Origin of the sequence: Mumia sp. zg.B21 (assembly GCF_019550855.1) — a bacterium.
GTDB lineage: Bacteria > Actinomycetota > Actinomycetes > Propionibacteriales > Nocardioidaceae > Mumia.
In genome coordinates this window covers 388,028-413,571 of record NZ_JAHWCJ010000002.1, presented here as the reverse complement: position 1 = coordinate 413,571, position 25,544 = coordinate 388,028, and the positions used below count along the sequence as shown (strand labels likewise).

Below are 25,544 nucleotides of genomic sequence, written 5' to 3'. Positions count from 1 at the left end.
TCCGTCGCTTGCCGACGAGCACGTCCACCGTGCGCAACCCCTGCACCGCGTGTCGCGGTTTGTCCGCATCTCGCTTACGTTGCGCAGAGGCCACCGCAGGAGGGTACGTGTCGGACACCTCGTCACCGGATCAGCGTCCCTGGTACAAGAAGAAGCGATTCCTCTTCGCGCTTCTGCTTGTCGTGATCGTCCTCGTCGTCTGGCTCGCCGTCATCGGCGGCGACGAAGAGGAGCAGAAGAAGGAGGACGCCGAGACCGCCGCGACTGCGTCACCCACGGCGTCACCGGAGACCACCAGATCGGATGCCACGGCGAGCCCTTCCCTCACGCCGGGGCAGCGGGAGGCGATCGACGCCGCCGAGGACTATCTCGCCCTGACAGCCGTCTCCAGGACCGGACTCATCCGCCACCTCGCCACATTGAAGGGCGACAGCTTCAGCGAGGCGGACGCGATGTACGCGGTGGACCACGTCGATGCCGACTGGAACGCCGAGGCAGTCCAGGCCGCGGAGGGATACATGGAGCAGGGCGGCCTCGACCGCGAGAGCTTGATCGATCAGCTCACGGCGCCGAGCGGCGACGCCTTCACAAAAGCACAGGCCGAGTACGCCGCCGACAAGGTCGGCATCTGACGTGACGCGCTGCCGGACGAGGCGGCGACATCGCGTTGACTGCCAGTCCATCGCCTGATGGTGCAGACGTCATGATCCGACCCGAGCTCCCCACCCATCACGCGGCGAATCCGCCGTCGATGTCGAGGCTGGCACCGGTGATGAAGGCGGCCTCAGGGCCGGCGAGGTACGACACGAACGCGCCGACTTCGGCCGCCGTACCGAACCGGTCGCTCGCCATGACCTCGAGCATGCTCCCCGCGAGGGGACCATCTGCCGGGTTGGCGTCGGTGTCGATCGGGCCGGGCTGAAGGTTGTTGATCGTGATGGCGCGGGGCGCGAGCTCGCGGGCGAGGCCGCGCGTCAGGCTCGCCATCGCGCCCTTCGTGAGGGCGTAGACCGACTGGCCCGGGAACGGCGTGCGGTCGGCGTTGATGCTGCCGACGTTGATGATGCGCCCGCCGCTGCCCATGTGCGCGAGCGACTCACGGATGGCGACGACCGCGGACCGGACGTTGATGGTGAGCATCGCGTCGATGTCGGCCATCGCCAGATCCGTGATCGGGCCGAAGCTGCCGACCGCGGCGTTGTTGACCAGGATGTCGACGCCACCGAAGCGATCGATGGTCTGTGCGACGGCGGACACGACGTCCTGCTCGTGCAGGCTGTCGGCACGGATCGCGAGAGCGGTGCCGCCGGCTTCGACCGCGGCGTCGACGACCGCCTCGGCGCGCTCCTTCGAGCTCGCGTACGTGAACGCCACCTGGGCGCCGTCGGCCGCGAGGCGCGCCACGATCCCGGCGCCCACACCTCGCGATCCTCCGGTCACCAGCGCGGTTCTGCCCTCAAGCGGTCGTGGCGTCACAGGGGGGTCCTTCCGGTTATTGAGTGGATGATCAAGAAACCAGGCACCCAGCACGAATGTCAAATTTGAGTGGTCACTCAAGAACCGCTAGCCTCGCGGCATGGCAAGGCCCAGGAAGTTCGACGAGCACGAGGCTCTGACCGCCGCGAGGGACGCGTTCTGGCGCGACGGCTTCACCGCGACGTCCGTGCAGGACCTGACCGAGGCGACCGGGTTGGGGACGCAAAGCCTGTACGGAGCGTTCGGCAGCAAGCACGACCTGTTCCTGCGGATCCTCGACGAGTACGGCGCCCGCCAGGCGACCGGGCTCGAGTCCGCCGTGACCGCTGATCCCAGCCCCTGGCACGGACTCAAGGCGGCGGTCACCTTCGAGGACGGGGGCCGTCTCGATCTGCCGGAGCAGGGGTGCCTGATGGCCAACAGTGCTGCGACCCTGAGCGCCCAGGACGACGAGGTACGCGCCCGCGCCTGCGCTGCGTACACCCGGACACTCGCACTCTTCACACAACAGACCACCGAGGCGCAGGAGCGCGGCGAGGTCGACCGCGATCTCGACCCGGAGCAGACCGCCCGAGCGCTCATCGCCGTCATGCAGGGCATCGAGTTCCTCCACAAGTCCGGCATCGGCGACGACGAGTTCGGGCGTACGAAGGACGCCGTCCTGCAGATGCTCGAACGCGCTGTCGCGCGGCCGGACGGTCGCTGATGACGGCAGCCATCAAGACCATCGGCATCATCGGCGCCGGTGAGGTCGGCGGCCAGCTCGCCCGGGCGGCCCTCACGAGCGGGTACGGCGTCGTCATCGCCAACTCACGAGCACCCGAGACGCTGACGGACCTGATCGAGGACCTCGGCCCGGGGGCTCGTGCCGCGACCGCCTCGGACGCAGCGGCTGCGGGCGACATCGTCATCGTCGCAGCGCCGCTCAGCCTGACGAACACCCTGCCGGTCGACGAGCTCGCCGGCAAGGTGGTGCTCGACACGAACAACTACATGGCGTGGCGCGACGGGCACTTCCCGATGGTCGACTCCGGCGAGAAGACCGAGCACGAGCTCCGCCAGGAGCACCTCCCGCGTTCGAAGGTGGCCAAGGCCTTCACGCACATCCAGGCACCGCGGCTCTTCCTCTCGGCCAGCCCGCCCGGCACCCCGCGGCGGCACGCGCTGTCGGTCTCGAGCGACTTCCCCGAGGCGGTCGAGGTGGTGACGCGGTTGTACGACGAGTTCGGCTTCGACACTGTCGACAACAGCCCGCTGCGCGAGTCGTGGCGGAGCGGGCCCGGCCAGCCGGCGTGGAACGCGCACGCCCACCAGACCCGCGAGGAGCTGGCCGCCAACCTCGCCGCAGCCAAGCGCGGCATCCCCCGGCCTTAGCGCTGGGGCTCCGCCAACGCCACGCCGTGCCGCTGGGTGACGGACATGATCGCCGCCATCGACTCCTCCACCGGCTGGCCCGCCGGCACCGACTGCGAGAAGTCCGCGAAGAACTTCCCCGCCCCGTCACCCGACGTGATCGCCACGAACCGAGCGGACTCCCCGACCACACCGAACGTGCTCGGCGTCCCCGCCGGGAAGACGACCACGCCGCCAGGCTCCACCTCGTACGAGGTGCCGTCGACCATCGCGCTGACACGCCCCTCGAGCAGGAACAGCACGCCCGTCCACGGCGAGACGTGCGGCGGCGCCATCGGTGCGGCGGGGGCGACGACCTCGAACACCTCAAAAGCTCCGCTGTCGTCCTGGATGCCGACCTTCGCGACGTGGTCGCCGTCGATCATCGGAAAGTGCCGCCCCTCTCCGGGCGGGATGTGCACCGTACTCATGACCCCTCCTCCGGTTCCGTACCCCCAGCGTCGGGCTGGGCAGCGCCAGCGGAGCGAGTAGCCGGCTACTCGTCTCCGAGGATGTCGGCCATCGCTGCCCGGTCCGAGACGCCGAGCTTCTGCCCGGCGCGATAGAGGTGACCCTCCACCGTCCGTACGGACAGGGTCAGCCGCTCGGCGATCTCCTTGTTCGACAGGCCGCGGGCAGCCAGCGCGGCGATCTCGCGCTCGCGTGCGCTGAGCGGGAGGGGGCGGCCGGCGATCGCGAGGGCAGGGGTACGGGCGCCGGAGCGGGCGGCCAGCTTTTCGGCGAGGGCGGCGGCGCTGAGGGCAGATCCCTGCCGTCCGTGCTGGCGATGTTGGTCGGAGGCCTGGGCCGCCGCGTCCCCGGCGGCGACGAGATCGCCGAGCCGGGCCCACGCGTCGGCGGCCTCGAGCAGCGCCGCGCTGTCCCCCTTGGCGAGGGCTTGGGCATGGGCGCATGCCGACTCCGCCCGGAGACTGAGTCCGGCCAGCGCGGCGAGGCGGGGCGCCGCCCCCGTCGCGTCGCCGAGCTGGACCACGGTCTGCCACGCCAGCGCCTCGTACGCGGGCTCACCCGCCTCCCGGGCGAGCTCGGCAGCGGCGACGGCGTGACCGACCGCCTCGGTCGTTGCCCCCGCGGCCGCCGCTCCCCAGGCGCGCGCCAGGAGGTCGTCGGGGAGGAGGAGCTGGTACGCGGGGTGCTGCCCGGCGGCGATCTCGGCGCAGAGCGGCGCCGCTTCGTCGGCGAGGCCAGCCTGGCCGAGTGCGGCGGACAGCAACGTACGACACCGGAACCGGAACTCGTGCCCCGACTCCGCCAGCCCCGCCCACGCCTCCCGCAACGCGATCAGCGCGTCACCGACGCGGCCGGCGGCGAGGCCAGCGTGCCCCACGACGACCAGCCCCATCAGCCTCGCGGGTCCGGGTAGGTCCGCCGAGGCCGCCTGCATACGGCGCGCCTGGTCCTCAGCCACGTCGGGCGTCCCGGCGAGGCGGTGCCCGAGGACCTGCAGATCGGCCAGCCCGAATCCGGGGATGCCCGTGGGCACGCGGTCGGCCGTGAGCCCGCCGACCGCTGCGGCCTCGTCGAGCAGCGCGCGGTCGCCGGTGACGGCCGCCGCCGCGGACACGGCGGACCCGACGAGGATGCGGGCCAGGTCGTCGAGCAGCTCCTCGCGCAGCATCTCGGGACCGCGCGCGAGGACCGGCTCGATCTCGCCGACCGCAGCCGCGAGCGCTAGGGACATCGCATCGACGTAGAGCGGAGCCGCGCCGGTCGCTTCGGCTGCGGCCAGCGCCTCGCGCGCCTTGTCGGGACTCGCCATGGTCCACAGCAGGTTGCCTGTGCGGTGCAGCTGCGCCATGGTGCGCGTCCCCTTGTCCGGCGCGCTTGCCGCGAGGTCGGTGAGGATCGCTTCGGCCTCGTCGCCGCGGCTGAGCCAGGACAGCGCCCCGGCGTGGACGAGGCGGGCGAGCGGGTCACCGGTCGCGGCCGCTTCGCGAGCCAACCGCTCGGCCAGCGGCAGGTCGTACATCCGGGTCGCCGCCTCTGCGGCTTGCAGGAACAGCGCCGGGTCCGGCGGCAGGTCGGAGTCGAGAGTGAGGACGGCGCGCGGGATCGGATCGGGCGACGCGTCGAGCGTTTGCGCGACCTGGCCGCGGAGGCGGCGCGCGCGCAGCGTCCCCATCGTCGCCCGGCGGACCTCCCCGTACAGGGGGTGCGCGAGCCTGGCGACCTGCCCGTCCGTCCGTACGAGGCCGCGCCCTTCGGCCTGCTCGACGTCCGCGGGCGAGGTCAGCGCCGCCAGTGTGGAGACTGCGACCGGCTCGGCCAGCGCGACGAGGTCGACGACGTCCTGGATCCCCGCGGGTAGGGCGCCGATCTCGCGCTCGAGGAGGTCAGTCAGCTCCGGGGAGATCACCACCTCGCTGGTCCACCGCCAGAGTCCGGACGTCGCGGCGAACCTGCCCGCCGACACCTCACCGGCCAGCAGGTGCCGCAGGAAGAGCGGGCTGCCCTCGGTCAACCTCCACAGCCGGTGCGCGGAGGCGGACTCGACCGGTCCGCCGAGGACCCGCGCGACCAGGCCGGTGGTCTCGGCTGCGTCCAGCGGGGTCAGATCGAGGCGCGGGAGGTGGTCGTCCTTCCACAGGGCGGTCACGGTGTCGGGGGCGGGCTCGCCCGTACGGACGGTGACGACGACCGGCGCCAGGCGTCGTACGACCAGGCGGTGGAGCACGATCGCGGAGTGCTCGTCGAGCAGGTGGGCGTCGTCGACCGCGAGGACGAGCGAGTCGTGCTGCGCGAGCGCGTCGAGGGCGCGGCCGATGGTCGCGGCGGCGTCGCCGGTCGGGAGGTCGAGGAGCCCGGCGAACGCGCCGAGCGGGAGGGCGCGCGCCGCCGCAGTGCCCTGGGTCCATAGGGGCGTTCGTCGGCGGTGGCGCGGATCGGCCAGCGCCTCGCGGGCGAGCCGGGTCTTGCCGACCCCCGCCGGGCCCGCCACCACGATCCCCGCCGCACCGGGCCGGAGCGCCGCCGCGACCCTGCGCAGCTCGTCGTCCCGGCCGGTGAGCGGCCACGGCCGCTCCATGGCGTCAGGCTAGCGGCGGGTGATTCGAGTACCGCGCTACTTGCACCGCGGCCGCTCGCGCGCGCGAAGGTCGGTGGCATGAGCACTCGTACCGTCCTCGTCACCGGCGCCGGGCGTCGCGCCGACAGTTCGGATGCTCCCACGCGCGTCCGCAGATGGCGCCGTCATCGGAGACCGTTCTCACCACGTATCAGAAGATGACCCTCACAACCCGCCCCGGCATGGCAGGCTTCCCCCTGTGGACGCACAACTGACGACCCCCCAATCCTTCTTCTTCGCATATGCGAGCGTACCCAATCTGCGAGCTGAGGCGATGCGCGAAGCAGCGGACGAATGTGTACGCGGGGGAATTGAGGTGCACACCTGGGAGGATCTTCAGATAGAGGGCCGCCTGATTATCGACTCGGTTCTGGAGATGATTGACAGGTGCGATGGTTGCGTAGCAGAGATCAGCGCTAGCAATCCCAATGTACTCTTCGAGGCAGGCTACGCTCTAGCGCGCGGAAAGAAGCTCTTCTTTGCGATTGACGAATCCGACGAGGACGCAACCCGAGCGTGGTCTGGCTTGCAGATAATTGACACTATTGGGCGCATCAATTACGAAGGAAACGCGCACATTCTGGCGCGCAGAACCGCCGAACTTGCAACCACTATAACCCCCCCGCTAATCGAGACACTTCTCACCAACGCTCGACCCCGAGAGGCGAACGCGGTCTTTGCCCCCGGTGTTCCACACAAATTCAACTCGGCAGAACGCCTGGAGCGACTCCTTGAGCGAAAGACCGACCTGAAACTCCTGGCCGCACAGGATGAGCTCGGGCTAGCACAGTTGTCATACTATGTGGAGGAGATCTATCGGTCGTCGGCTGCAATCCTTCATTTCATGAAGCCAACACGCATAAGGGGAGAGGTCTACAACGGTAGGCTGGCGTTCCTTGCGGGAATCGTGCGGGGCCTGGACCTTCCGCTACTGATGGTCGCAGAGGAGGGCTACCACCCACCCCTGGACTACAAGGACCTAATGTTCGTATACTCAACCTCAGCGAAACTCACGGACCATGTTTCCAACTGGCTGGCCAATCTGCCATCACCCAAGGGCTCCAACAAACGGCTTGGACGTCTAAAGTTGGATATCGAGTTGCCAGTCCGAACATTTGGGCAATTCGTCGCAGAGTCCGAGGAAGACTCGCTCACCAACTACTTTGTACACACAAATGAATTCGAAGCTGTCCTCACCGGCCGGGCAACCGTATTTACCGGCCGCAAAGGTACAGGAAAAACTGCGACAATGCAGCAGGCTGTCGAAGAATTGCGGACAGACCGTCGCATCCTCGTGGTTCCGATCAAGCCAAGTTCGTATGATCTTTCGGGCCTCCTCGCCGTGTTGGGTCGGTTTGAGGACCCGTCAACGCGCGACTACTTCCTACTGAATCTCTGGAGTTTCTTACTCACCTCCGAGGTTGCGCTTCGCGCTTTGCTGCACGCTGAGGACCTGCCAGCCGGTTTAGGGGGGGACGACAGCATCGCCGATCTCGCAGCCACCGTAGAGCGACTCGCAATTGACCGCGACAGCGACCTCAGTTCCCGTCTGGATGACGCTGTTGCTCACGCCATGGAGGCATCGACTGCCGCGCCTGGCAATCTCATGGCAGTTTCCGAGTCGCTGCGCGTAGAATGGAACGTTCAGATTCTTCCTCCGCTGAAGCGAGCGCTCCATCGATACGATCGTGTCGCGGTGTTGGTCGACAATCTGGATAAGACCTGGGAGCGCGGCGTGGATTTCGGAACCCTTTCTCAGTTCTTACTCTCGCTTCTCGTCACCTCTGGGCGGTTTCAAAGCGAGTTGCGCAAGTCCAAGGGAGGGCAACCTAGCGTAAACCTAACTTTGACGGCCTTCTTGCGAACAGACATCTATGATGTCATGGCAGCGCACGCCCGAGAGCCCGACAAGATTAACCCGCAGTCGATTCAATGGCACGACGAGGAACTCCTGATCCGCGTTTTGGAGGAGCGCTTTCTCGCTAATCAATCCTCCCGCACTCAGAATGCCGAACTGCTTTGGTCGAAGGTGTTCGCTGCTGAGGTACACAGCCAGGCGACGAGAGATTACTTTTTGTGGCGAGCACTTCCGCGCCCACGAGACATAATCTTTCTCGGGAACGCTGCGCTTACAACTGCCATCAATCGGCGCCACAGTGAAGTACTTGCGCAGGATTTTGCGCACGCAGAGGGCCTGTACTCTCGCTTCGCCGTAGAGGCTCTCCTGGTTGAGAGCGAAGCCCAAGGATTTGATCTCGAAGGCTTACTGTTCGAGTTTGCCGGGCTAGAGTCGACTCTGACCGAGGAGGAACTCCGTCGGACGCTGGCGACCGTGAAAGATGCAGACGCCGTTAGAAACTGGCTAATCCGAACCAGTTTCCTGGGGCTCGAGACGCGCGATGGGAGCTTTGTCCACGTCGAGGGAGAGTCGGAGGCGCGTAAGAAGTTGAAGGCGGCTCAGCGCCTTGCTCAGCGCCTCGATCGACCGCTCCGCTATCGGGTTCACCCAGCTTTCAGACCCTACCTTGACGTACGTGATGATGACGTCCATACGGCGACTGGATCGGGATCGCTCGAGGACGAGAATGTGTGAATGGCTCGCCCCCCGGCGGTGGCAGTGACGAGTTCCGCCGAGGTGCCCCTCGACACGAGCCTCGTGTCTGGCCAGGCGGGGGCAGTTGGCAACGATCGTGACTTCCGCCGCTGCCTCTGGTTCTCGTCAGAGTCGCCAGGTGTCGAGGGATTCGGCGGCACGTCCGGCGCTTAGCCGTGTTGTCGGCCACCCATTCTCGTCGATAGCAGTTCATATTACGGGTATTCAATGTGCTGGATTGACTAGTCCCGAGCTACGGCGACCTCGAAGTCCGGCTCGAGCACATTCGCTGTCGACGGTCCGCGGAACCAACCACCCCTTACAGAACCTGGTGATCGCCAACTTCCCCGCGCCGCCCTACCGGAACCATGGCGGCAGCTATTGTGTGCTCGTGTTCTAGAATGATTACGGGCCCTACCGAGTATCCGGATCGACATGGCCTGGAAGTTGCGACCGCCGACCGAACAAGCCGAAGGTGCGTCCTCATGACCGCCCCCGTCCCCGCCACTCTGGACTACCCGCCGCTGTGGCATGCAGCGGATGAGAAAGCGACAGAGCAGCAACGCCTTTTCTACTGGGCGACAGCCGCACAACTGGGCGCCTTGGCACTTGCCGCGTTGACGGCGCTAATTCCCGCGAGTGCAGAAGTCCGCATGGGCCCCGCCATCACCTTGCTGCTCTTCCTAGTTGCGATGGTGATCCAGGTGACCGGTGTGGCCAGCCGCGCGGAGCAGACGTGGTACGACGCTCGCGCCGCTGCCGAATCCATTAAATCGGCCGCTTGGCAGTTCGCCGTGGGTGGCGAATCCTTCCGTCTTGACGACAGTCGCGCCTCGTCACGATTCACGGACCTCCTTCGCGATGTACTCAAGTCGCTAAAGTCACTTGACATTGGAGACGGGAGCGGCGCGGCCGCCGGCGTAACCGAGAGCATGAAAAACCTCCGGCGTGCGCCCTTGAATGTACGGCGCAGTACGTATCGGCGCGATCGAGTCGGTGATCAAGTCGCCTGGTACTCGTCGAAGGCTCAGTGGAATAAGAGGCGAGCTCGGCAGTTTGGGACTGCCGTCGTCGTGATTGAGGCTTTAGCGGTGGTGCTCGGCCTGTTGAGAGTCATGGACGTCTTCGATTCCGACCTACTCGGCGCGGTCGCCGCGTGCGCCGCAGGGCTAATAGGTTGGTCGCAAGCGAAGAAGTACTCCTCACTGGCAGAGTCGTACGGTGTTACAAGCCACGAGGTCGTACTCGTGTCGACATCGTTGGACTCGTCGGGGGATGAGGCGGCATGGGCCCAGAGCGTCCACGACGCTGAGTCGGCGTTTAGCCGTGAACACACCCTGTGGCGGGCACGACGTCAAGGTCCACACTAACTAGCTCGACCCAAATGCGCCCGTTTGTTTGTCATGCCGCTACCTCCGGAAACCGCCGCCGCCGCGGATACCGTCCGGCGCCAATCAGTAAGCCGCTAGGCGTCGCCCACGACGCGGTCGAGAAATGCCGCCCTCCTCAAACCGGAGGGCCCGCGTATCGCTGCGAACCTCACCAGAGGCGGGATGACGGCCAATTCAACTCGACACCAATACGAGTCCGCACTCGCCGCGCGACGCTGCCGCCGTAACAATGGCTGTACGCATGAATTAGTACTGCGGACCACCGCTAGTTGCGACGGACTGACCAGCACCTCCGACACCACCTTCGTTTGTCTCGGGCGGTAGAAGTCCTTCGAGACCTCGCATTCCCGCGACCTCGGCGGCGAACGCCTCGTTGGCGTCAAAGCCAGGCTGTTGGAGTGCCAGTTTGAAGGCGAGTTCCGAGTATGGGCCTTTTTCCGTTACTCCCCCAGACGCGTTGTACACCTGATCGTTGTCTCTGATTGCGGTCAGAAGGCCTGCGACCTGTTTCTCCGTCATGTCTCGGGCCGAATAAAGGCTCGCCCAGATGTTGTCGGTTTGACTGAAGTTTATTGAACCCTTCAGGGCATCGATGAGCGATCGATTAAGATTCCCCGCAAGCGCTGGTTTCATCCTCAACCACGCGATGATCTCATCAGCAAGTTTCTGCGCGGTCGTCCCGTCTTGCACCACGAGGGCTTGCTTCCTGCCCAGTGGCCCATATGGACTCTGCCCCTGGAACTTCAGTGCCAAACAGGGCACCCCGCGGCCGAGTAGCCATCCGACCTCTTGGTCGCACCACTGGCTTGCTGAGAATCCGGGCGCAATGAAAGCAACGCCAGCGTGGCAGGTCTGAAGCACCCTCTCGATCTCAGATGCCCACTCTGAATCCGGTGCGATTGAATCATGCGCGACGAACAGCTTCACTCCCCGTTGAGCAAGTTCCTTTCCGACTGCGCCGACTACCGCGGCTTGATTGGCGAGGTGGGAGGCAAACACGCACAACGGATCCGGCTCGTGCCGCTCGGGTACCTCGACGGGCATCTGAAATAGACGATGAACGGCGTCGGCGAGATCGAATACCTCCGCCCGTCCTAGGTCGCGAGTTGCCATCAGAACCGTGTGCGCCCGGTCCGCGTCCGTGGGTTCCCAGTCCTCGTCGCCGTACCACACACTTCCATAGAGATCATCGAGCCCGATCTCGTGGAGAAGAAGGTTGACATCGCCGAGCTCGCGTCCGGCCAGAGCCGTCGAGATAGACGTGAGGAGCGCCAGCTTGTCTACATCGATCGCCATGTATCGTTTGTACACGTTTATCGAGCGCTGTCGCAAAGCACTCCTCGCCACGATCCCGACTTCGCTCGCCTCCCATCTGGGAAGGTGCGCTGGCAACTGGACGGCAATCAAAACCTCCAGAACCAACTGCCGTCATCAGACGTGCCGCGCGCCGAGCGCTCACATCGTGAGGCGCGGGCGCATTTCCAGAGTGGAATCAGACGATATGATCAAGATGGGCGAGACCCTGAAGAGCGCTCCCACCTTGTGGTTTTCGACCTTGGGACTATCGCAGGTGACCCCTGCACGCAATCGATGACGCCGGTCCGGGTGCTTCTGCACGTTCGGAATCGGAACGGGCGAGCTCACCTGTGCTTCTCAGCAACTCCATGATGAAGTGCGCTGATCTCCAGCGCGTCGGCGCAGTCGTCGATGGGGTCGCCCATGCCGTGTTCGCCAGAACGGAACGGGCGAATGGGACGGTCGATCCACGTCGGCCGTCCCAGCTCAAATCTCCCCGAAGCCACCCGCGCGATCGCGTCGGTTCACAACGGCCATCGAGCCTTCCCTCAGCTCCGCGAGCGATTCTGCCCCCGAGCGCACTGCGCCATTCGACGCGGACAATGCTCGGCCTTCTGGATGGTCTCAATGCGCCCTCCGCTGGCGCTCCGGGCGCTCGACCAGCGGGGAGTCAGCTCAGCCGTCGGGCCAGGCCAGAGGACCTTCGGGCGGTTGCGTGGACGGCGTGGCGTACGGAATCACGGCCGCCGACGATCGTCAGGTGGCCTGCGGCGCGAGTGACGGCGGTGTAGAGCATCTCGCGGGTGAGCAGCCGTGAACGGGGCGGCGGGACGATGACGACGACGTGTTCGGCCTGGCTCCCTTGCGCCTTGTGCACGGTCATCGCGTGCATGGTCTCGATGTCGGACAGTCGCCATGGCGAGAGCCGCAGAGGACCGGAGGCTGTCTGAATGACCGCCACCGGGCCGTCCTCGGCACGCATGATGACGCCGGCATCGCCGTTGCGGACGCCAAGCCCGTAGTCGTTGCGCGTCACCAGGATCGGCCGGCCGACATACATCGCCTGCAGCGCCACCTCGGGAGCGCACTCGGCGAGTGCCCGTTCGACGATCTGGTTCCAGTGCCGGGTGCCGAAGGGCCCCGTACGGTGTGCGCACAGCACCCGAAGCGTGTCCAGATGGGCGAGCGCAGCGTCCGAGTCGCCGCTCAGCGCGAGGTCCCGGAGCCGTACGGCGTGGTCGACGACCTGCGGGAGCAGGTCGAGCGAAGGCGCGTCGGTTTCGACGAACGCGACGTCCGTGCCGGCAACGTCGACCGCGCTGAGCACGCCGTCGGCGTCGCCGGCCTGCAACGCCACGGCGAGGTCGGCACGAACGCCGCCCACACGATGGTTCGTCGTCAGCCGCACGACACTGCCGTCAGGCTCAAGACCACGCACGAGGTCGGCGAGGACCGAGCCGGCCTCGACGGACGCCAGCTGGTCGGGGTCGCCCACCAGCAGGAGCCGAGTCGCCGGCCCCAACGCCTCGATCAGCCGCGCCATCATGCTCAGCGAGACCATCGAGGCCTCATCGACGATGACGAGGTCATGGGGCAGCGGGTTACGGGCGTCGTGCCGGAACCGCTGGCTGGTGCCCGGGATGCTGCCGAGCAGGCGATGCAGGGTCACCGCCGAGCTGACCGACGACGCGCGAGTCGGGTCGGCGTCGATCATCTCGTTCATCCGGGCTGCGGCCTTGCCGGTGGGCGCGGCCAGCCCGATGCGGAGAGCCTGCCCGTGACCAGCGCCCAACGCACGGAGGACGCGATCGATCGTGTGCGTCTTCCCCATGCCAGGCCCGCCGGTCAGGACCGTGGTGGCGCGCTCGGCAACGCCGCGCACGGCGTCCTTCTGCGCCTCGTCCAGGCCGGGCTCGCGCATGACCTCCTCAACCGCTGCCGGATCGACCGGGCGCACGGAAGCCGCCCGCCTCGCCCGCAACGCGTCGGCGATGAGCCGCTCGTCCGCGTGATAGCGGTCGAGATACACGAGGCCAAGATCGACGCGCACCACACCGGCGGCGACCAGGGCACTAGAACGTACGGTCTCCAACCACGTGCCGGGCTCCGGCAACCCCACGACGTCGCCCACGGTCGGCGGCTCGCTGTCAACGTCGTCCTCGTCCTCCAGATCTGCGGTCAGGGCGGCAACGGAGCCGAGCGACAACGCAGTCGACCCGTCACGCACCGCCCGGACGGCGAACGCCAGCGCGAGCGCAGCATCGCTGCCGACCTCCTCGCCGACCTGGCGGCAGATCCGCGTGGCGACGACGCAGTCGCTGCCGTCGAGGAAGCCCGCCTCGTTCAGCGTCCGCAGCCGTCCCTCGGCGACGACGCTGACAGCCGGATCGCCGGTCGTCGCCGTCATCGCGTCTCCTCCCGCGTACGACCATCGAGCACGGCCGACAGGTCCTCGAGCAACGCCGACGGCGGACGCCACGAGAACACCCCGCACGGGTGCCCGTCGACCAGTGGGGTGTCGGGGCCGGCCATGCCGCGCAGGTACAGGTACATCACGCCGCCCAGGTGCTTGTCGGGGTCGTACGCCGGGAGCCGCCACCGCAAGTAGCGGTGGAGCACGACCGAGTAGAGGATCGCCTGCAGCGGATACGTCGAGTGCGTCATCGCCTCGGCCAGCCGCGCGGGTGCGTACTCGGCGAGGGTCAGCGCGGCGTCGCGCGGTCCGAGCCAGTTGGTCTTGTAGTCGACGACGTAGAACTTGCCGTCGTGCCGGAAAGTCAGGTCGATCGAGCCGGTCAGATAGCCCAGCAGCGCCTGGCCGCCGAGCTCCTCGCCGTCGAGGGCGTCGGCGTACGCGCGCAGCGGATCGCCGGCCGGGAGGTGCTCGCGCAGGATCGGCGCCATCGCGCCCAAGCGCGCGTTCGCGTGCGGGCGGTCGCCCCCGGCCAGCGGCAACTCGAAGTCCATCTCCGCGAACCGGTCGGTACGAGGCAGGTCAACCAAGGTCACGCCGCCGGCGAGCGGCCCGAGCGGCGTCGTACAGACGGCTTCGAGCGCGGTGGCCAGCGCGTCCGGGTCCACGTCGACCGGCCACCACGCCGAGTGTTCGCGGATCCGGGCGAGGAGATCCTGGTGCAGGTCGTCGGCCTGGAAGTCGGCGTCCTCCAGCACCGCGTGCACCAACGAGCCGAACGTGGTGCCCACGGGCATCTGCGCCATCGGCGACGGGACGTCAGCGCCGGCATCAGCCTCGACACCGACGGCGTTCGCAGCGACGGTGAGCGGTTCCTCGTCGTCACGTCCCACCGCATCGGACTCGGGTTCGGAGGTGGCCGCGCCCGCGTCGTGCGAGGCCGCGGTCAGCGACGAGTACGACGTCCGCCGCCACAGCTGGTCGACCCACGCGCGGTCGAACCGTCGTACGGTCAGCGGTGCCGTCACCCGCTCGGCCAGCACCTCGGGGGCGCTGCGGTCGCCGTCGACCGGCGTGAGGCTGAACGCGCCGTGCGCGGCCCACGTCTGAAGGAGGTGCTCGGAAACGGCGGCGTCCTCCAGTGGCACCCGTTCCGCGGGGACGACCACCTCCCCGCCACCCTCGACGCGCGCCGCGAGCAGCGCCGAGAGCTCGTCACCAGAGCCGGCCTGCCCGAACAGGAGCCGGTGCAGGGCCGAGTTGGCGGTGTTCCAGGTGGGAGCCCACCAGACGACGACCTGCGACTGGGCGCGCGTCATCGCGACGTACGCGAGGCGCATGTTCTCCCCGAGCGCCTCCGACCGGTGCTCCGGCTGGTTCACCTCGTCGGCGTCGAACGAGAGCACCCGGCGCCCGTCGCGGTGGATGATCGCGGGCGTTGGGTCGTCCTTCATCCAGTGGTCGAAGAGGAACGGCGCGTAGACGATCGGATATTGCAGGCCCTTGCTGCCGTGGATCGTCGACAAGGTGACGGCCAGGGCGTCGGAGTCGAGCCGCATGATCCGCGACGCCGCGGTGGTCGCCGTACCGTCGGCACTCTGCTGCCTCAGCCAGGCGACCAGGCTCGGCAGCGCACGCGTGCCCTCGAGGACGTGCTCCTGCAGGAGCTGGGCGCAGTGCTCGATGTCGGTCAAGTCGCGCTCGCCACCGACCTGCGACAGCACGCGCGCGTCGAGCCCCTGACTGCGCGCGACATCCAGGACGGCGGCGATCGCGCCGCGGTGGAACGCCGCGACCAGCGACCGTACCCGCGCAGAGATCGCCTCCGTCGCCTGCTCGCCGCGGGCATCGAGCTCGTCGGCCGTCCAGCCGAGGAACGGCGTGAGCGCCGCCAGCCGGAGGCGGTCGGCGCGGTACGGCTGCTCGAGCGCCATCATCAGGTGCAGCCACCACTCGGCGGCGGTCGTACGAAGGACCGACTCGCTCGAGACCAGGACGGACGGGATCCCGTGCGTACGCAGGGCCGCGCGGATGCCGTGCAGGTCACGGTTGGCGTACGCGAGCACGGCGATGTGCTGCGGCCGTACGGGCGCGCCCTCAAACGTGGCACCGGAGGTGAGCAGGCGCGCGATGTCGGCGGCAGCGTCGGCGTAGACGTTCTCTCGTACCGACCCGATCGCCAGCTTCTTGTCGCTCAGCATCGCGCGCAGCCGTACCGGGCTGTTGTCGGGCGCTCCCTGCAGGCGGTGCGCCGTCCGCTGGGCGGTGATCGGGTGGGCGACGATGTCCGGCGAGAGCTGGACGTTCGCCATCAGCAGCTGCAGCGCGTCCACCAGCGGCGCGTCGCTGCGGTAGTTCGTCGGCAGCGACGTCCGCGTCGCCGCGGTCTTGGCGGCGAGCAGGTACGTGGCGACGTCGCCGCCGCGGAAGGCGTAGATCGCCTGCTTGGGATCGCCGATCAACACGAGGGTCTTGTCCTCGGTGGCGAACGCGCGCGAGAACACCTGCCATTGCACCGGATCGGTGTCCTGGAACTCGTCGACCAGCACCACCGACCAGCGCTCACGCATCCGCCGCCGCGCCGGGCTGTCGTCGGCCTCCAACGCGTCGGCGAGCTCGGTGAGGAGGTCGTCGTACCCGAGGAGCGCCGCCCGGCGCTTGCGTCGCGTGACCTCGGCGCGGACCTTCTCGATGAACGCGAGCCGCACCCCGACCGGGCCGGTCGCGTTCGCGGGTGACAGCACCGCGCTCGGGTTGTCGAGCGCAATCTGCGCGTCGGCCTTCGCCTGCGCGTAGTCGAGGGTCGAGCCCGCGACGTGCTCGGCCAGATAGAGGTCGTCGACGACGTCGGTCCGCAGGTCGGTGAGGTCGTCGGCCAGCGTGGCGTACGAGTCGGAGTCGCCGGCGACGCCCAGACCCTTGAGCACGTAGTGGCAGAACTGGTGGATGGTCGCGATCGTCGCTGTGTCGAAGTCGGCCACGGCGGTGGCGAGCCGGTCGATGCGCGCGGCGAGCTCGTCGGCGGAGCAGTCGCGCAGGTGGTCAACCAGGACGTCGGTGGCGGCGCCGCCGCGTTGCAGGGCGGTGAGCGTCTCGGCCATGCGCGCACGGACGCGTTCGCGCAGCTCCTGGCTGGCGGCGCGGCTGAAGGTGACGATCAGCAGCTCGGAGAGCGGCCGCCCTTGCTCCGCAACGTACCGGACCACGAGCGCCGACAGCGTCCACGTCTTGCCCGTGCCGGCGCTCGCCTCGATGAGCGTCGTCCCCGACGGGAGCGGCGCGGTGATGTCGAAACTGGTCATCCCAGGGGCGTTCGTCGGGCTCATGCCTCGCCCCCGTGCTCGTGGATCGGGTTCCAGATGCGCGGTGCGAAGTATTCGAGGCTGCGGAGCCGGTTCAGCGCCTCGACGCGCGACTGCGGTCCGACGACGAATCGCCACCACGGGTCGTCGTTCTCACCGGAGAACCTGCCGCCTTCCCAGACGGGACGGGCGCGGTCGAGCGCCTGCTGCAGGCCGTACGGGTCGCCCGGGCGGGTCTTGCGGTACGCGGCGGCGAACGCGCTCGCGGTCTTCGGTGGGACGCCCATCGGAAACCGCATCCCGGACTGCCGCACCCGTACGAGGTCGGCGAGCCGTACGAGGGCCTCCGTCGGGTCGGGTGACGAGAGCCGGAGGCCGCCCCGCTTGCCGAGCAGCTCGGCGCGGTGCTCGCGCTCGGGCTCGGCCGCCGCGAGCGCCAGGAGGCGCACCCACGCGGCCGCGACGTGCTTCGCGCTGATCGTGGAGTACGTCCGTACCCACACGGTGTCGTGAGCGATGTCGTCATGGATGGCGCTCACCACGCCGGTCAGCCGTACGGTGCCGCCGCCCTCGGAGGCGGGGAGGTCGAGCCGGATGTCGGCGGACCTGGGCTGGCCGGTGCCGCGGTCGGCGGCGATTGCCCTCACGTTGCCCGCGATCTCCTCGCGGACCTTCCGACCCCGCGCGCCCGGCGGGAAGCTTCCACGTACGACCTCCCGGTCGAGGGCGTCCTCGAGCGCCATCCCGTCGAGCACCTCGTGCAGCACGCGTTCGCCAACGCCCCACATCTCCAACGGCTCGAGGGCGATCGGCAGCGCGTCGTTCGCCTCGTCCATCTGCCACGGGACGGTCACATCGAGGCGGGTCTTGAGAAACTCCTTCGCCGGGTTCTTCAGGAAGTCCACCAGCTCGTCAACCGTGACGGCGGAGATGGGTTGGAGCGGCAGCGGCTGGTCGAGGAAGTTCTTCTTGGCAGGCGGGTCCGCCCGGAAGGTGCGCAGCGCCTCGGCTCCCGCGAGGGCGGCGGTGTCGAACGTGCCGCCGGGGACGGGGCCGTCGGGCTGGAAGTTGCGTTCGTCGAACGCCTGCAGCGGGTGGTGCCGTACGAAGCTTGGGTGGGTGTCGCCGTCCGCCGTGTCCCCGGGCGCCGTCGCCGTACGGGCGGCCGCGGCGATCAGCTCTTGCAGCGGTACGGCCGGCGGGCGGCGCTGGCCGTTGTGCTCGTCGAAGCCGGAGTAGATCGCCACGAAGCGCTCGCTCGCCGCCATCACGGCGTCGAGCAGCAGCTGGCGATCCTCGCTGCGTGCGTCCCGCTCGCCGACCTGCGGACAGCGGGCGAGGACGTCGTCGCCGTCGACCACGGGCGAGCGCGGGTAGTCACCGTCATCGACCCCGAGCACCACCACGGCTTTGTGCGGGATCGAACGCATCGGCACCATGGTGCACACCGTGATGGCGCCGGTCCGGAAGTTCGCGCGGGTGGGTCGTGCCCCCCACCGCTGGTCGAGGAGCACCCGGATGTCGTTGAGCCGCAGCGTCGTCCCCTCGCTGGCCGTCTCGCCGATCGCGGCAAGGTCGCGGTCGAGCTGGGCGAACTGCCACCGCTCGTCCGGAGGCGTGTCGGCGAGCGCCTCGATCGTGTCACGCAACCACTGCATCCACTCACGCGCCGAGAGGGTGCCTCGTACGGTGTCGGCGGCGCGCTTGAGCCGCTCCATCAGCTCCAGGAACCGGCCGACGACCTCGATGTCGCGGCTGCCGATGTCGTCGACGGGTACGCGCGCGGCTGACGGGCCGTCGGTGTCGGCGGCGACCGCGACGCCGAGGGCGATGCGGCCCATGCCGCGGGTCCAGGTGTTCGCGTCGAGGCCGGCCAGCTGGTACTCGCCTCGGTGACCCGCGTCGTACCCCCACCGCACGCCCGCGTCGGTCACCCACTGGCCGACCCGCTCGAGGTCCTCCTCGTCGAACCCGAACCTTGCCCGTACGGCCTCGTGGCTCGCGAGGTCGAGCACCTCGGAGACGGTCATCCGCCCGGCGACGAGGGCGACGACGCGGTGGGCCAGGTCGATGAGCGCGTTGGTCGCGCCGAGGGCGCGGTCGGCGAGCTGGAGGCGGAGCTGCTGGCCGGGGTGGTACGAGTCGTGGCCCGTGTCGGGTGTGCGGACGAGGCTGAGGCCGAACGTGGCCTGGATGAGCGGCGCGAACGTCTCGATGTGCGGGCACATCACGAGGATGTCGCGTGGCTGCAGCGCGCCTTCGCCGTCGGCGAGGAGGGAAGTCAGGACCTCGCGGAGCACCTCCACCTGACGCGCCGGCCCGTGGCAGGCGTGCACCTGGATCGAGAAGTCGTCGGCCGTCGTGGTCCGCGTCTCGTCGGGTGCGCGGTTGGCGCGGATGTCGGCCTGGAGCAGCGCGAGGCGGTCTGTCCGTTGCGTCGCGGTCTCCGGCTTGAGGGGGTCGTGGACGGTGACGCCGTCGGTGCTGAGGACCGCCTGCAGCTCGCGGACGTCGCGGCCGAGGGTGGCGAGGAGCGGGTGCTTGGCGTGGCGGGCCGTACGGTCGTCGGTGCGCGCTCCCTTGGAGGTGTGGCCGTCGAGGTCCGCCCACAGCTGCGGCGATGGGTGCGGCAGCCAGAGGTGAAGATCGCGGCAGGCGCCCAGGGCGACGACCAGCTCGCGCTCGGCTGCGGCGAGGCGGGTGTAGCCGAAGAACGACAGGCGTTGCGGGAGGTCGAGGTCTGTATGGCTCGACGACAGCTGGTCGACGACGCGGCGGTGGCGTTCGGTCACCGACTCGGTGAGGTTGTGCCGTTCGCGGACGAGCTCGACCGTGCGCCGCCACAGGATCGGCTGCCAGAGGAAGTCGTCGGGCAGCGTGCCGCCCACGCCGTCGGAAGGGGTGTTGTTCTCCCAGTCGGCAAGCATGTGGGGGCGCTCGCGCGCGTACGAGGCGAACAGCCCAGCGATCCGGCGCGCGACGGCGTACCGGCGCGACTGACGCGCCTTGCGCTCCCACTCGGCGCGCGGGTTGTCGGTGATCTCGGGGCCGGCGCCGAGGTGGTGGGTGAGCGCGTCAAAGTGCGGGGTTCCGGTGAGCTCGTCAATCGCCTCGAGGGTGGGCCAGACGAGGCGGTCCGCTTGCCAGGGGTCGACGCGGTCGCGGCCGAGCAGCATGCTGATGAGCGACTGCGGCGCCATGATCTCCAGGCCCGCCGCCACGCCGTCGTCGCCGGCTGTGGTGCCGAGCGCGTGGGAGAGCTGCTGCGCCAGCCACCGCTCAACGCCGCGCGCGGGTACGACCACGACTTCTGGTGTGAAGACGTCGGACGGGTCATCGCGCAGCATCGTGGCGAACTCGCGCACGAGCGTCTCCGGCTGGTCACCCCGGTGCACGTTGATCCCCACGCCCGTGACTCTAGTCAGCCGGCGTGGCGATTGACCCCCGCGCTTCGCCGGCGCTGTCCAGTTCATGTATCGCCGTCTGCTGGCAATGGCCGCGCCGAACGGTGCGCCCTTGACCACGCAGGTGAGGTCTCTCGCGACCAAGCTTCCGGTTTGTCCCGGAGGCCACGCGCCGAAGCCAGCCTTCAAGGGAGAGGGCTGTGGTTGTCGGGTTGTGGCCCGCGACCACAGTTCGTGACTCGGACGCTGCGACCGCCTATCTGCGCAAGACGCCGTCACGACGATCACGACGGCAACATGCCGTCCAAGGTTGGGGCGGAAGTATCCGGTTTGTAGGCGGGGACCGCTAGCCTGACGCACGAACGCTAACTTCGCGGGGACAACGGGAACCATCTCGTCGCGCTGTGATCGCCGATCGTAGTCGGGGGACGGAGAATGTCAGTGAATGCTGGCGCATTAGCAACGGTCGTGCTAGTTGACGCGGGCGACGATCGTTTATGGGTTCGATTCGCGAACGGCAATGCCGGGTTCCTCGATCCGGATCACGGTCCAGCAGTTGAGGTCGGGTCCGTCGTATTGGTCTCGCTAGACGACGGTTTGTTCGCAGAAGCCCCATTGGAGGTCTTTCCGAAGGAGGCACAAACGGGTTCTATAGCGACCGTGTTGCTCGCAGACGACGACCCCCACGTCTGGGTCCGCTATGCAGGCGGCGGCTATGGACCGCTGCACCGGGACGGAGGCCCCGAAGTATCAGTCGGCTCCGTTGTGCTTGTCTCGGGAACGACGTTCACGGCGGCGCCTGAAGGGCTCCTGCCACCGCCCAGGCCTGGGATCGGTGTCGTGCGCCGCGTCGAAGAGGCGCGGTCATTGGTGGAAACCGATCACTCAATTACGTGGCTTCCCCATGATGGTGAGGTCGACTGGACGGAATGGTCGACGGTTGAGCTCAGTGACAACGGGGTCGTGAAGGAACTCGATAAGCGCCCGCTTAGATACCGCGACGATCCCCCCGCCTCAACGGTCGTCCATTCTCGATTTCGGGTCGACCCGAAGAACCTCACTGAAACCTTTGACGGAATCGAGGGACTCGACAGCCAGGTTACCGAACTTCGTCAGATCATCGCGATGATGGATCGCACCGACACGCTGGAGAAGAACGGCATGCGTCCGATTCGCGGCCTTCTGCTCGCGGGCGAATCTGGCACCGGAAAGACCATGCTTGCACGAGCCCTCGCAAACGAGGCGGACGCTGTCTATTTCCACGTCCGTGGCCCTGAGATCGCCAGCAAGTGGATGAATGAGAGCGAGGAGATGTTGCGCGCGCTGATGGACGAGGCCGATGGCCTGGAGCGCGCGATCGTCTTTTTCGACGAGATCGACAGTCTTGGCAGCATGCGCTCGTCCGAGGCTCACGAGATGTCGAACAAGTTCGTAACTCAGTTTCTCGCGCTCCTCGATGGCTTCGACGAGAAGCCGGGGCGCGCGCTAATCGTCGGCGCGACGAACCGCCCCGAGGCTCTAGATCCCACAATGCTGCGATCAGGACGGTTCGACCGGCGGATCAACTTCGAGCTTCCTGATCTCAGTGCGCGTGAGGCAATCCTTGGCGTGACGAAGCCAGCCGATGCGTCCGAGGACATCGACGTCCATCGGCTCGCTGTTCTGACTAACAACTGGTGCAGTGCAGACCTGCGAGCTCTGTGGGCACGAGCCTTCCAGTTCGCACAGAGCGAGCATCGCAAGTGGATTCTCGAGCTCGACTGCGAAGTGGCAATCGAGCGACTCTCCCCGCAGGTACAAGCACGGCGCGCACAGATCGCGAGGACGAAGTGAAGCTCTTCAAGTCGAAGCGGTCGAACGCTGTCGTGCCACCCGCGCCGATCGTGGGGACGGCCGGGTCCCTGCGCGAGTTCGTCTACCTAGATGAGGTGAGCGTCTACAGCCTGACCTCCGCGCCGGACATGCCCCCTCCGGTCACTATGTCCGAGTCGGCCGACACTATGTCCGGAGAGGCACTGACCGGCCAGATCGAGGGTGGCACCCCTATAGTCGCGAAAGGAACCATCAGTGGCGCGTTGAATTCGAGCCGCTCCAGGGGCCTCCAAGTGCAGCGGCATTTCAACATTCAGAGCCAGTTCGCTCGACTCCACGGTATGTACCGCCCGATCTTCCTGTTGGCAGCGAACACACCTCACTTGAATGCGAAGAAGTCGACAGAACTCGGCGAAGCCCTAACACAGCTCAAAGTCGATCAACGTGCCGTTCGCGCCGTCGACCTTACTCGCGGCGCGCTCACTGAGACCAGAGTTTCGCTTCGCGCGCATCACACGTTCGACATGACCGTCTTCATCCAAATCATGAGCAGCCTTTTCAAGAAGTATCCCGACCTCCTTTCCGTTGACTCCACCTCACTCCAGACGACAGTGGATGCTGGTGAATTTCTAGCAGAACTCATGGAGAACTTGGTTCCAATTGAAGGTCGATCCACTACTCATGGGATCGTCACCGCGCCCGACGGCGAAGTCTGGATCGTCGAGATTGACGCGCTTCGGGGGATATACGACGGACGGGTGACAGCCGAACCGCTGCGTGTGGTCGGAGTTGCGGAGTCGAGCTTGTTCTGGAAAGACACGCGGCGCATCCTCCATGCGGAAGCGGACTTCGACGTGCTTGGACGCATCAGCAGAACGGGACTCCAGAACGAGTGGACTCCCGTGAAGATGATCGACACATTCAAGCGCGTAGTTCCTTCAGCCGCGAGCGAGCTCCTAGAAGCCGTCGACAGGTTGAAGGACGTCGGGGTCGAAAGCGGGCCGGAGCAAGAACCCATCTCTACCCTTGTTCTCGCCGGAACAAGGTTTGACTTGGAGCTTGCAAATGCCCATCGTGTGAGTGCCACCGGGCCGACTGCCGACACCTTGACCTCGTTGCTAGCTAACGACGGCACGCTGACGGGCAGGCTTGCGGCATTAAACCAAGTCGCTGACGCGTTCTACGCGAGTCATCCTGGGCTGGTCCGCGACGAGGACGTCGTTGGCCACCTGCGGCAGACAGCTTGGCAGAGCACGAAACTCATCGTCGACCCACCGGACGGTGAGCGTCCGATGGTACCGACCAAACCGACTGCGCCTGTCCTTGAACTTGAGTTCATCGCGATGTACTGGTGAAGCGGTTTGCCAGGAAGGGCCAGCGTCCGTCGGAAGCGCACCCAGGAACATCTGCGTTATTTGAATTCCGAACCCTTCCTGCCTCGTAGACTGACCAAGGCGCAGATCCTATGGGAATCAGACGAAAAAGGTTTGAACCGTCAAGCGAACATCGGCGTCTGCTAGCCGTTGTGGAGCTGCCCGCAGAGCACGCAGGGGGCACCGTTGAAGTTGCTAGCCGCACGTGCAGGTCATGCCCGGCGAGGGCGAGCTCGGCCCGCCGCCCACGCCGTACGCGCCGCGTACGATCCGCGTCACGCCGTCATCGCTGAGCACCTCGTACAACAACACACTGACCGTGGGAGTCACGTGAAGGACCTCGTCCCTCTCCGCCTCGGGCGCCAAGTGTTCCTGGTATCGCTTGGCAATCGCTTCGATGGCCGCGAGCTGTTCTCCGGTCGGGCCGTCGCCCTCGAGTACGCGGAGCACGGTGTTGATCGCATTTGAGAGTTTTTGTTTCGACACAACCGCGGCGGCAGCTCTTGACGCTCGCTCTTCGGCGCGCTGCAGCATCAGCTGGACCTGCAGGGAACGCTTCCTGACCGACTTCGATTTGCGAAAATTGCACGGTGAACACGCTGGAAGCCAGTTCGCGAAGCTGTTCGCGTCAAAGTCATCGGGAATTCCCAACTCCTCAATCGCGGCAGCGAGCGCGGTCGGCTCGTCACCGAGGTGCACTGGGATGACATGGTCAACGTGCATCGACATCAGATCCACCGGCCGGGTGCAGATGTAGCAGCGCGCACCGTGGGTCTCGTATACCGCGTAACGCTCGGCGTTGGTGAACTGGTGTTTGCCCACGGCAACGACCCTAGTGCCGGATGCAGTTGAGCGCGTGGACCGGCGAACTCCCGACGCAAGCCGGCCCGAATCGCCCCGGGTCTTGTGGCTCGATTTAGTTGGAACCAGACCCGGTTGGGACGGGTGTCTGAGGATGATGCTCACGGCTGAGGCTGGGTCAGCGGTTGGTCTCGAACTCGGTCGATGGGACAAAGCCGCCCGCGCCCTGAAGGCACTGCGGTTGAACCAGTCGACGTACTCGGCGACGGCCAGATCGATGTCGCTCGCGTTCTTGGATCGTCCGGCCCTCGAGCTCAACCGCCCGGGGCCCATGATCAGGTTGCCGATCCCCTCGGCCTTGAGCGGCGAGTTGAGCGCCTTTGGCCATGGCCCTCCATACGAATCGTTTTCTACGGACGCGACAAGCTCGGCCACGGCGAGCCGCCGCCCGACGGGAGTAAGCGACCGGGACGCCCTGGCAGTTGAGCTCGGCACGGAACTTCGTCGCGCCGTAGCGGAGTTGGCCGCGGACTCCCTGCTCATCGCGTTGGTCGAGGCGTTCATCAGCCCGGAGTGCGCTCTTACCGAAGACATTCGAGTCCAAGACGATGGCGCGGATCTGTGTCACCCATCAATTATCAGGCCCTCGGAGGCGTCCCGCGGAGTTTCTCGTCAAGCGCAGGTTCAGGGCCTTGCTGCCGTCAGGCGGCGGAAGGGCAAGACGTTCCATGAGTGTCGATGAACGCTCGGAAGGAACTGCACGAGGAGGTGGTAGGACCCCTCCGAGCCCGTCACCGTCGAGCACCTTCTCGCCATTCACCGGGCCCTGCTGATCGGCACCCACGATGAACCCTGGGCTAGCGTCGTACGTAACGAGCAAAACTGGATCGGCGGCATCCACCCGTTGCACGGCAGCCTTCCTCCCGCCGGGACCCGAGTGCTGAACGACCTGATGGAGTACGTGTCGGGCGATGAGCACCGACACTTCTTCAGGGTGCGCTCGCCCATGCGCAGTTCGAGACAATCCACCCTGCGCGGACGGCAACGGGCGGACGGCCGCGCACTCACCAGCTGGTGCTGCGGAGGCGTGGCGTCGCGACCGCATCGTTCCGCCGGTCTCGCTCGTCCTCGTGACGCAGGGCCGACACAGGATGGCGCCGCCCGAACGCGCCGTCCCTTTCGCCCAAGGCAGTTGGTACCCCCACT

15 protein-coding genes are annotated in these 25,544 nt (G+C 67.1%); 7 read left to right on the top strand and 8 right to left on the bottom strand.

Annotation, left to right across the window (positions count from 1 at the left end):
• Window positions 1-107: 107 nt before the first annotated feature.
• Entirely contained in the window at window positions 108-632 is a 525-nt protein-coding gene (locus KV100_RS10655) for an Ltp family lipoprotein (protein ID WP_220343034.1), read from the top strand.
• A gap of 97 nt (window positions 633-729) precedes the next feature.
• Here KV100_RS10655 and KV100_RS10650 read toward each other — a convergent pair whose 3' ends face one another.
• Entirely contained in the window at window positions 730-1,440 is a 711-nt protein-coding gene (locus KV100_RS10650) for an SDR family oxidoreductase (protein WP_308291411.1), read from the bottom strand.
• A 136-nt stretch (window positions 1,441-1,576) separates the two neighbouring features.
• Between KV100_RS10650 and KV100_RS10645 the strand changes: the two genes are divergently transcribed.
• Both KV100_RS10645 and KV100_RS10640 read left to right on the top strand, forming a co-directional pair.
• Window positions 1,577-2,182 (top strand): TetR/AcrR family transcriptional regulator, encoded by a 606-nt coding sequence (locus tag KV100_RS10645; protein WP_220343032.1) that lies wholly within the window; start codon window positions 1,577-1,579, stop codon window positions 2,180-2,182.
• Entirely contained in the window at window positions 2,182-2,850 is a 669-nt protein-coding gene (locus KV100_RS10640; RefSeq protein ID WP_255566118.1) for an NADPH-dependent F420 reductase, read from the top strand. Before KV100_RS10645 ends, KV100_RS10640 begins: the two co-directional genes overlap by 1 nt.
• Here the strand turns inward: KV100_RS10640 and KV100_RS10635 are convergent.
• Both KV100_RS10635 and KV100_RS19920 read right to left on the bottom strand, forming a co-directional pair.
• Window positions 2,847-3,299 (bottom strand): cupin domain-containing protein, encoded by a 453-nt coding sequence (locus KV100_RS10635; protein ID WP_220343030.1) that lies wholly within the window; start codon window positions 3,297-3,299, stop codon window positions 2,847-2,849. The two genes, KV100_RS10640 and KV100_RS10635, sit on opposite strands and share 4 nt — an antisense overlap.
• Before the next feature lie 65 nt (window positions 3,300-3,364).
• Window positions 3,365-5,914, bottom strand: coding sequence for a LuxR family transcriptional regulator (locus KV100_RS19920; RefSeq protein ID WP_304610824.1), 2,550 nt, complete (start codon window positions 5,912-5,914; stop codon window positions 3,365-3,367).
• Window positions 5,915-6,152: 238 nt separating this feature from the next.
• Between KV100_RS19920 and KV100_RS10625 the strand changes: the two genes are divergently transcribed.
• Together KV100_RS10625 and KV100_RS10620 are read left to right on the top strand one after the other, a co-directional pair.
• The gene (locus KV100_RS10625) at window positions 6,153-8,546 is read left to right on the top strand and encodes a P-loop ATPase, Sll1717 family (RefSeq protein WP_220343028.1); all 2,394 of its coding nucleotides are present in this window, start codon (window positions 6,153-6,155) and stop codon (window positions 8,544-8,546) included.
• A 485-nt stretch (window positions 8,547-9,031) separates the two neighbouring features.
• Window positions 9,032-9,916 carry a DUF4231 domain-containing protein gene (locus KV100_RS10620; protein ID WP_220343026.1) on the top strand — a complete coding sequence of 295 codons (885 nt, stop codon included), beginning with the start codon at window positions 9,032-9,034 and terminating at the stop codon, window positions 9,914-9,916.
• 267 nt (window positions 9,917-10,183) lie between these two features.
• Here KV100_RS10620 and KV100_RS10615 read toward each other — a convergent pair whose 3' ends face one another.
• From KV100_RS10615 to recC, 4 genes are all read right to left on the bottom strand, one after another.
• Entirely contained in the window at window positions 10,184-11,233 is a 1,050-nt protein-coding gene (locus KV100_RS10615; protein WP_220343025.1) for a toll/interleukin-1 receptor domain-containing protein, read from the bottom strand.
• Window positions 11,234-11,903: 670 nt separating this feature from the next.
• Entirely contained in the window at window positions 11,904-13,640 is a 1,737-nt protein-coding gene (recD, locus tag KV100_RS10610) for an exodeoxyribonuclease V subunit alpha (protein WP_220343024.1), read from the bottom strand.
• The gene (locus KV100_RS10605; RefSeq protein WP_220343022.1) at window positions 13,637-16,948 is read right to left on the bottom strand and encodes a UvrD-helicase domain-containing protein; all 3,312 of its coding nucleotides are present in this window, start codon (window positions 16,946-16,948) and stop codon (window positions 13,637-13,639) included. The genes recD and KV100_RS10605 overlap by 4 nt, the downstream gene beginning before the upstream one ends.
• 20 nt (window positions 16,949-16,968) lie before the next feature.
• Window positions 16,969-20,355, bottom strand: coding sequence for an exodeoxyribonuclease V subunit gamma (gene recC / locus KV100_RS10600; protein ID WP_220343021.1), 3,387 nt, complete (start codon window positions 20,353-20,355; stop codon window positions 16,969-16,971).
• A gap of 438 nt (window positions 20,356-20,793) precedes the next feature.
• Here recC and KV100_RS20170 point away from each other — a divergent pair, with 438 nt between their 5' ends.
• Window positions 20,794-22,185: a 26S protease regulatory subunit gene (locus KV100_RS20170; protein ID WP_220343020.1), complete on the top strand. Its 1,392-nt coding sequence runs from the start codon at window positions 20,794-20,796 to the stop codon at window positions 22,183-22,185.
• Entirely contained in the window at window positions 22,182-23,519 is a 1,338-nt protein-coding gene (locus tag KV100_RS10590; protein ID WP_220343019.1) for a hypothetical protein, read from the top strand. The genes KV100_RS20170 and KV100_RS10590 overlap by 4 nt, the downstream gene beginning before the upstream one ends.
• A 213-nt stretch (window positions 23,520-23,732) precedes the next feature.
• Here the strand turns inward: KV100_RS10590 and KV100_RS10585 are convergent, their stop codons facing one another.
• Window positions 23,733-24,359 carry an HNH endonuclease gene (locus tag KV100_RS10585; RefSeq protein WP_220343018.1) on the bottom strand — a complete coding sequence of 209 codons (627 nt, stop codon included), beginning with the start codon at window positions 24,357-24,359 and terminating at the stop codon, window positions 23,733-23,735.
• Window positions 24,360-25,544: the final 1,185 nt, after the last annotated feature.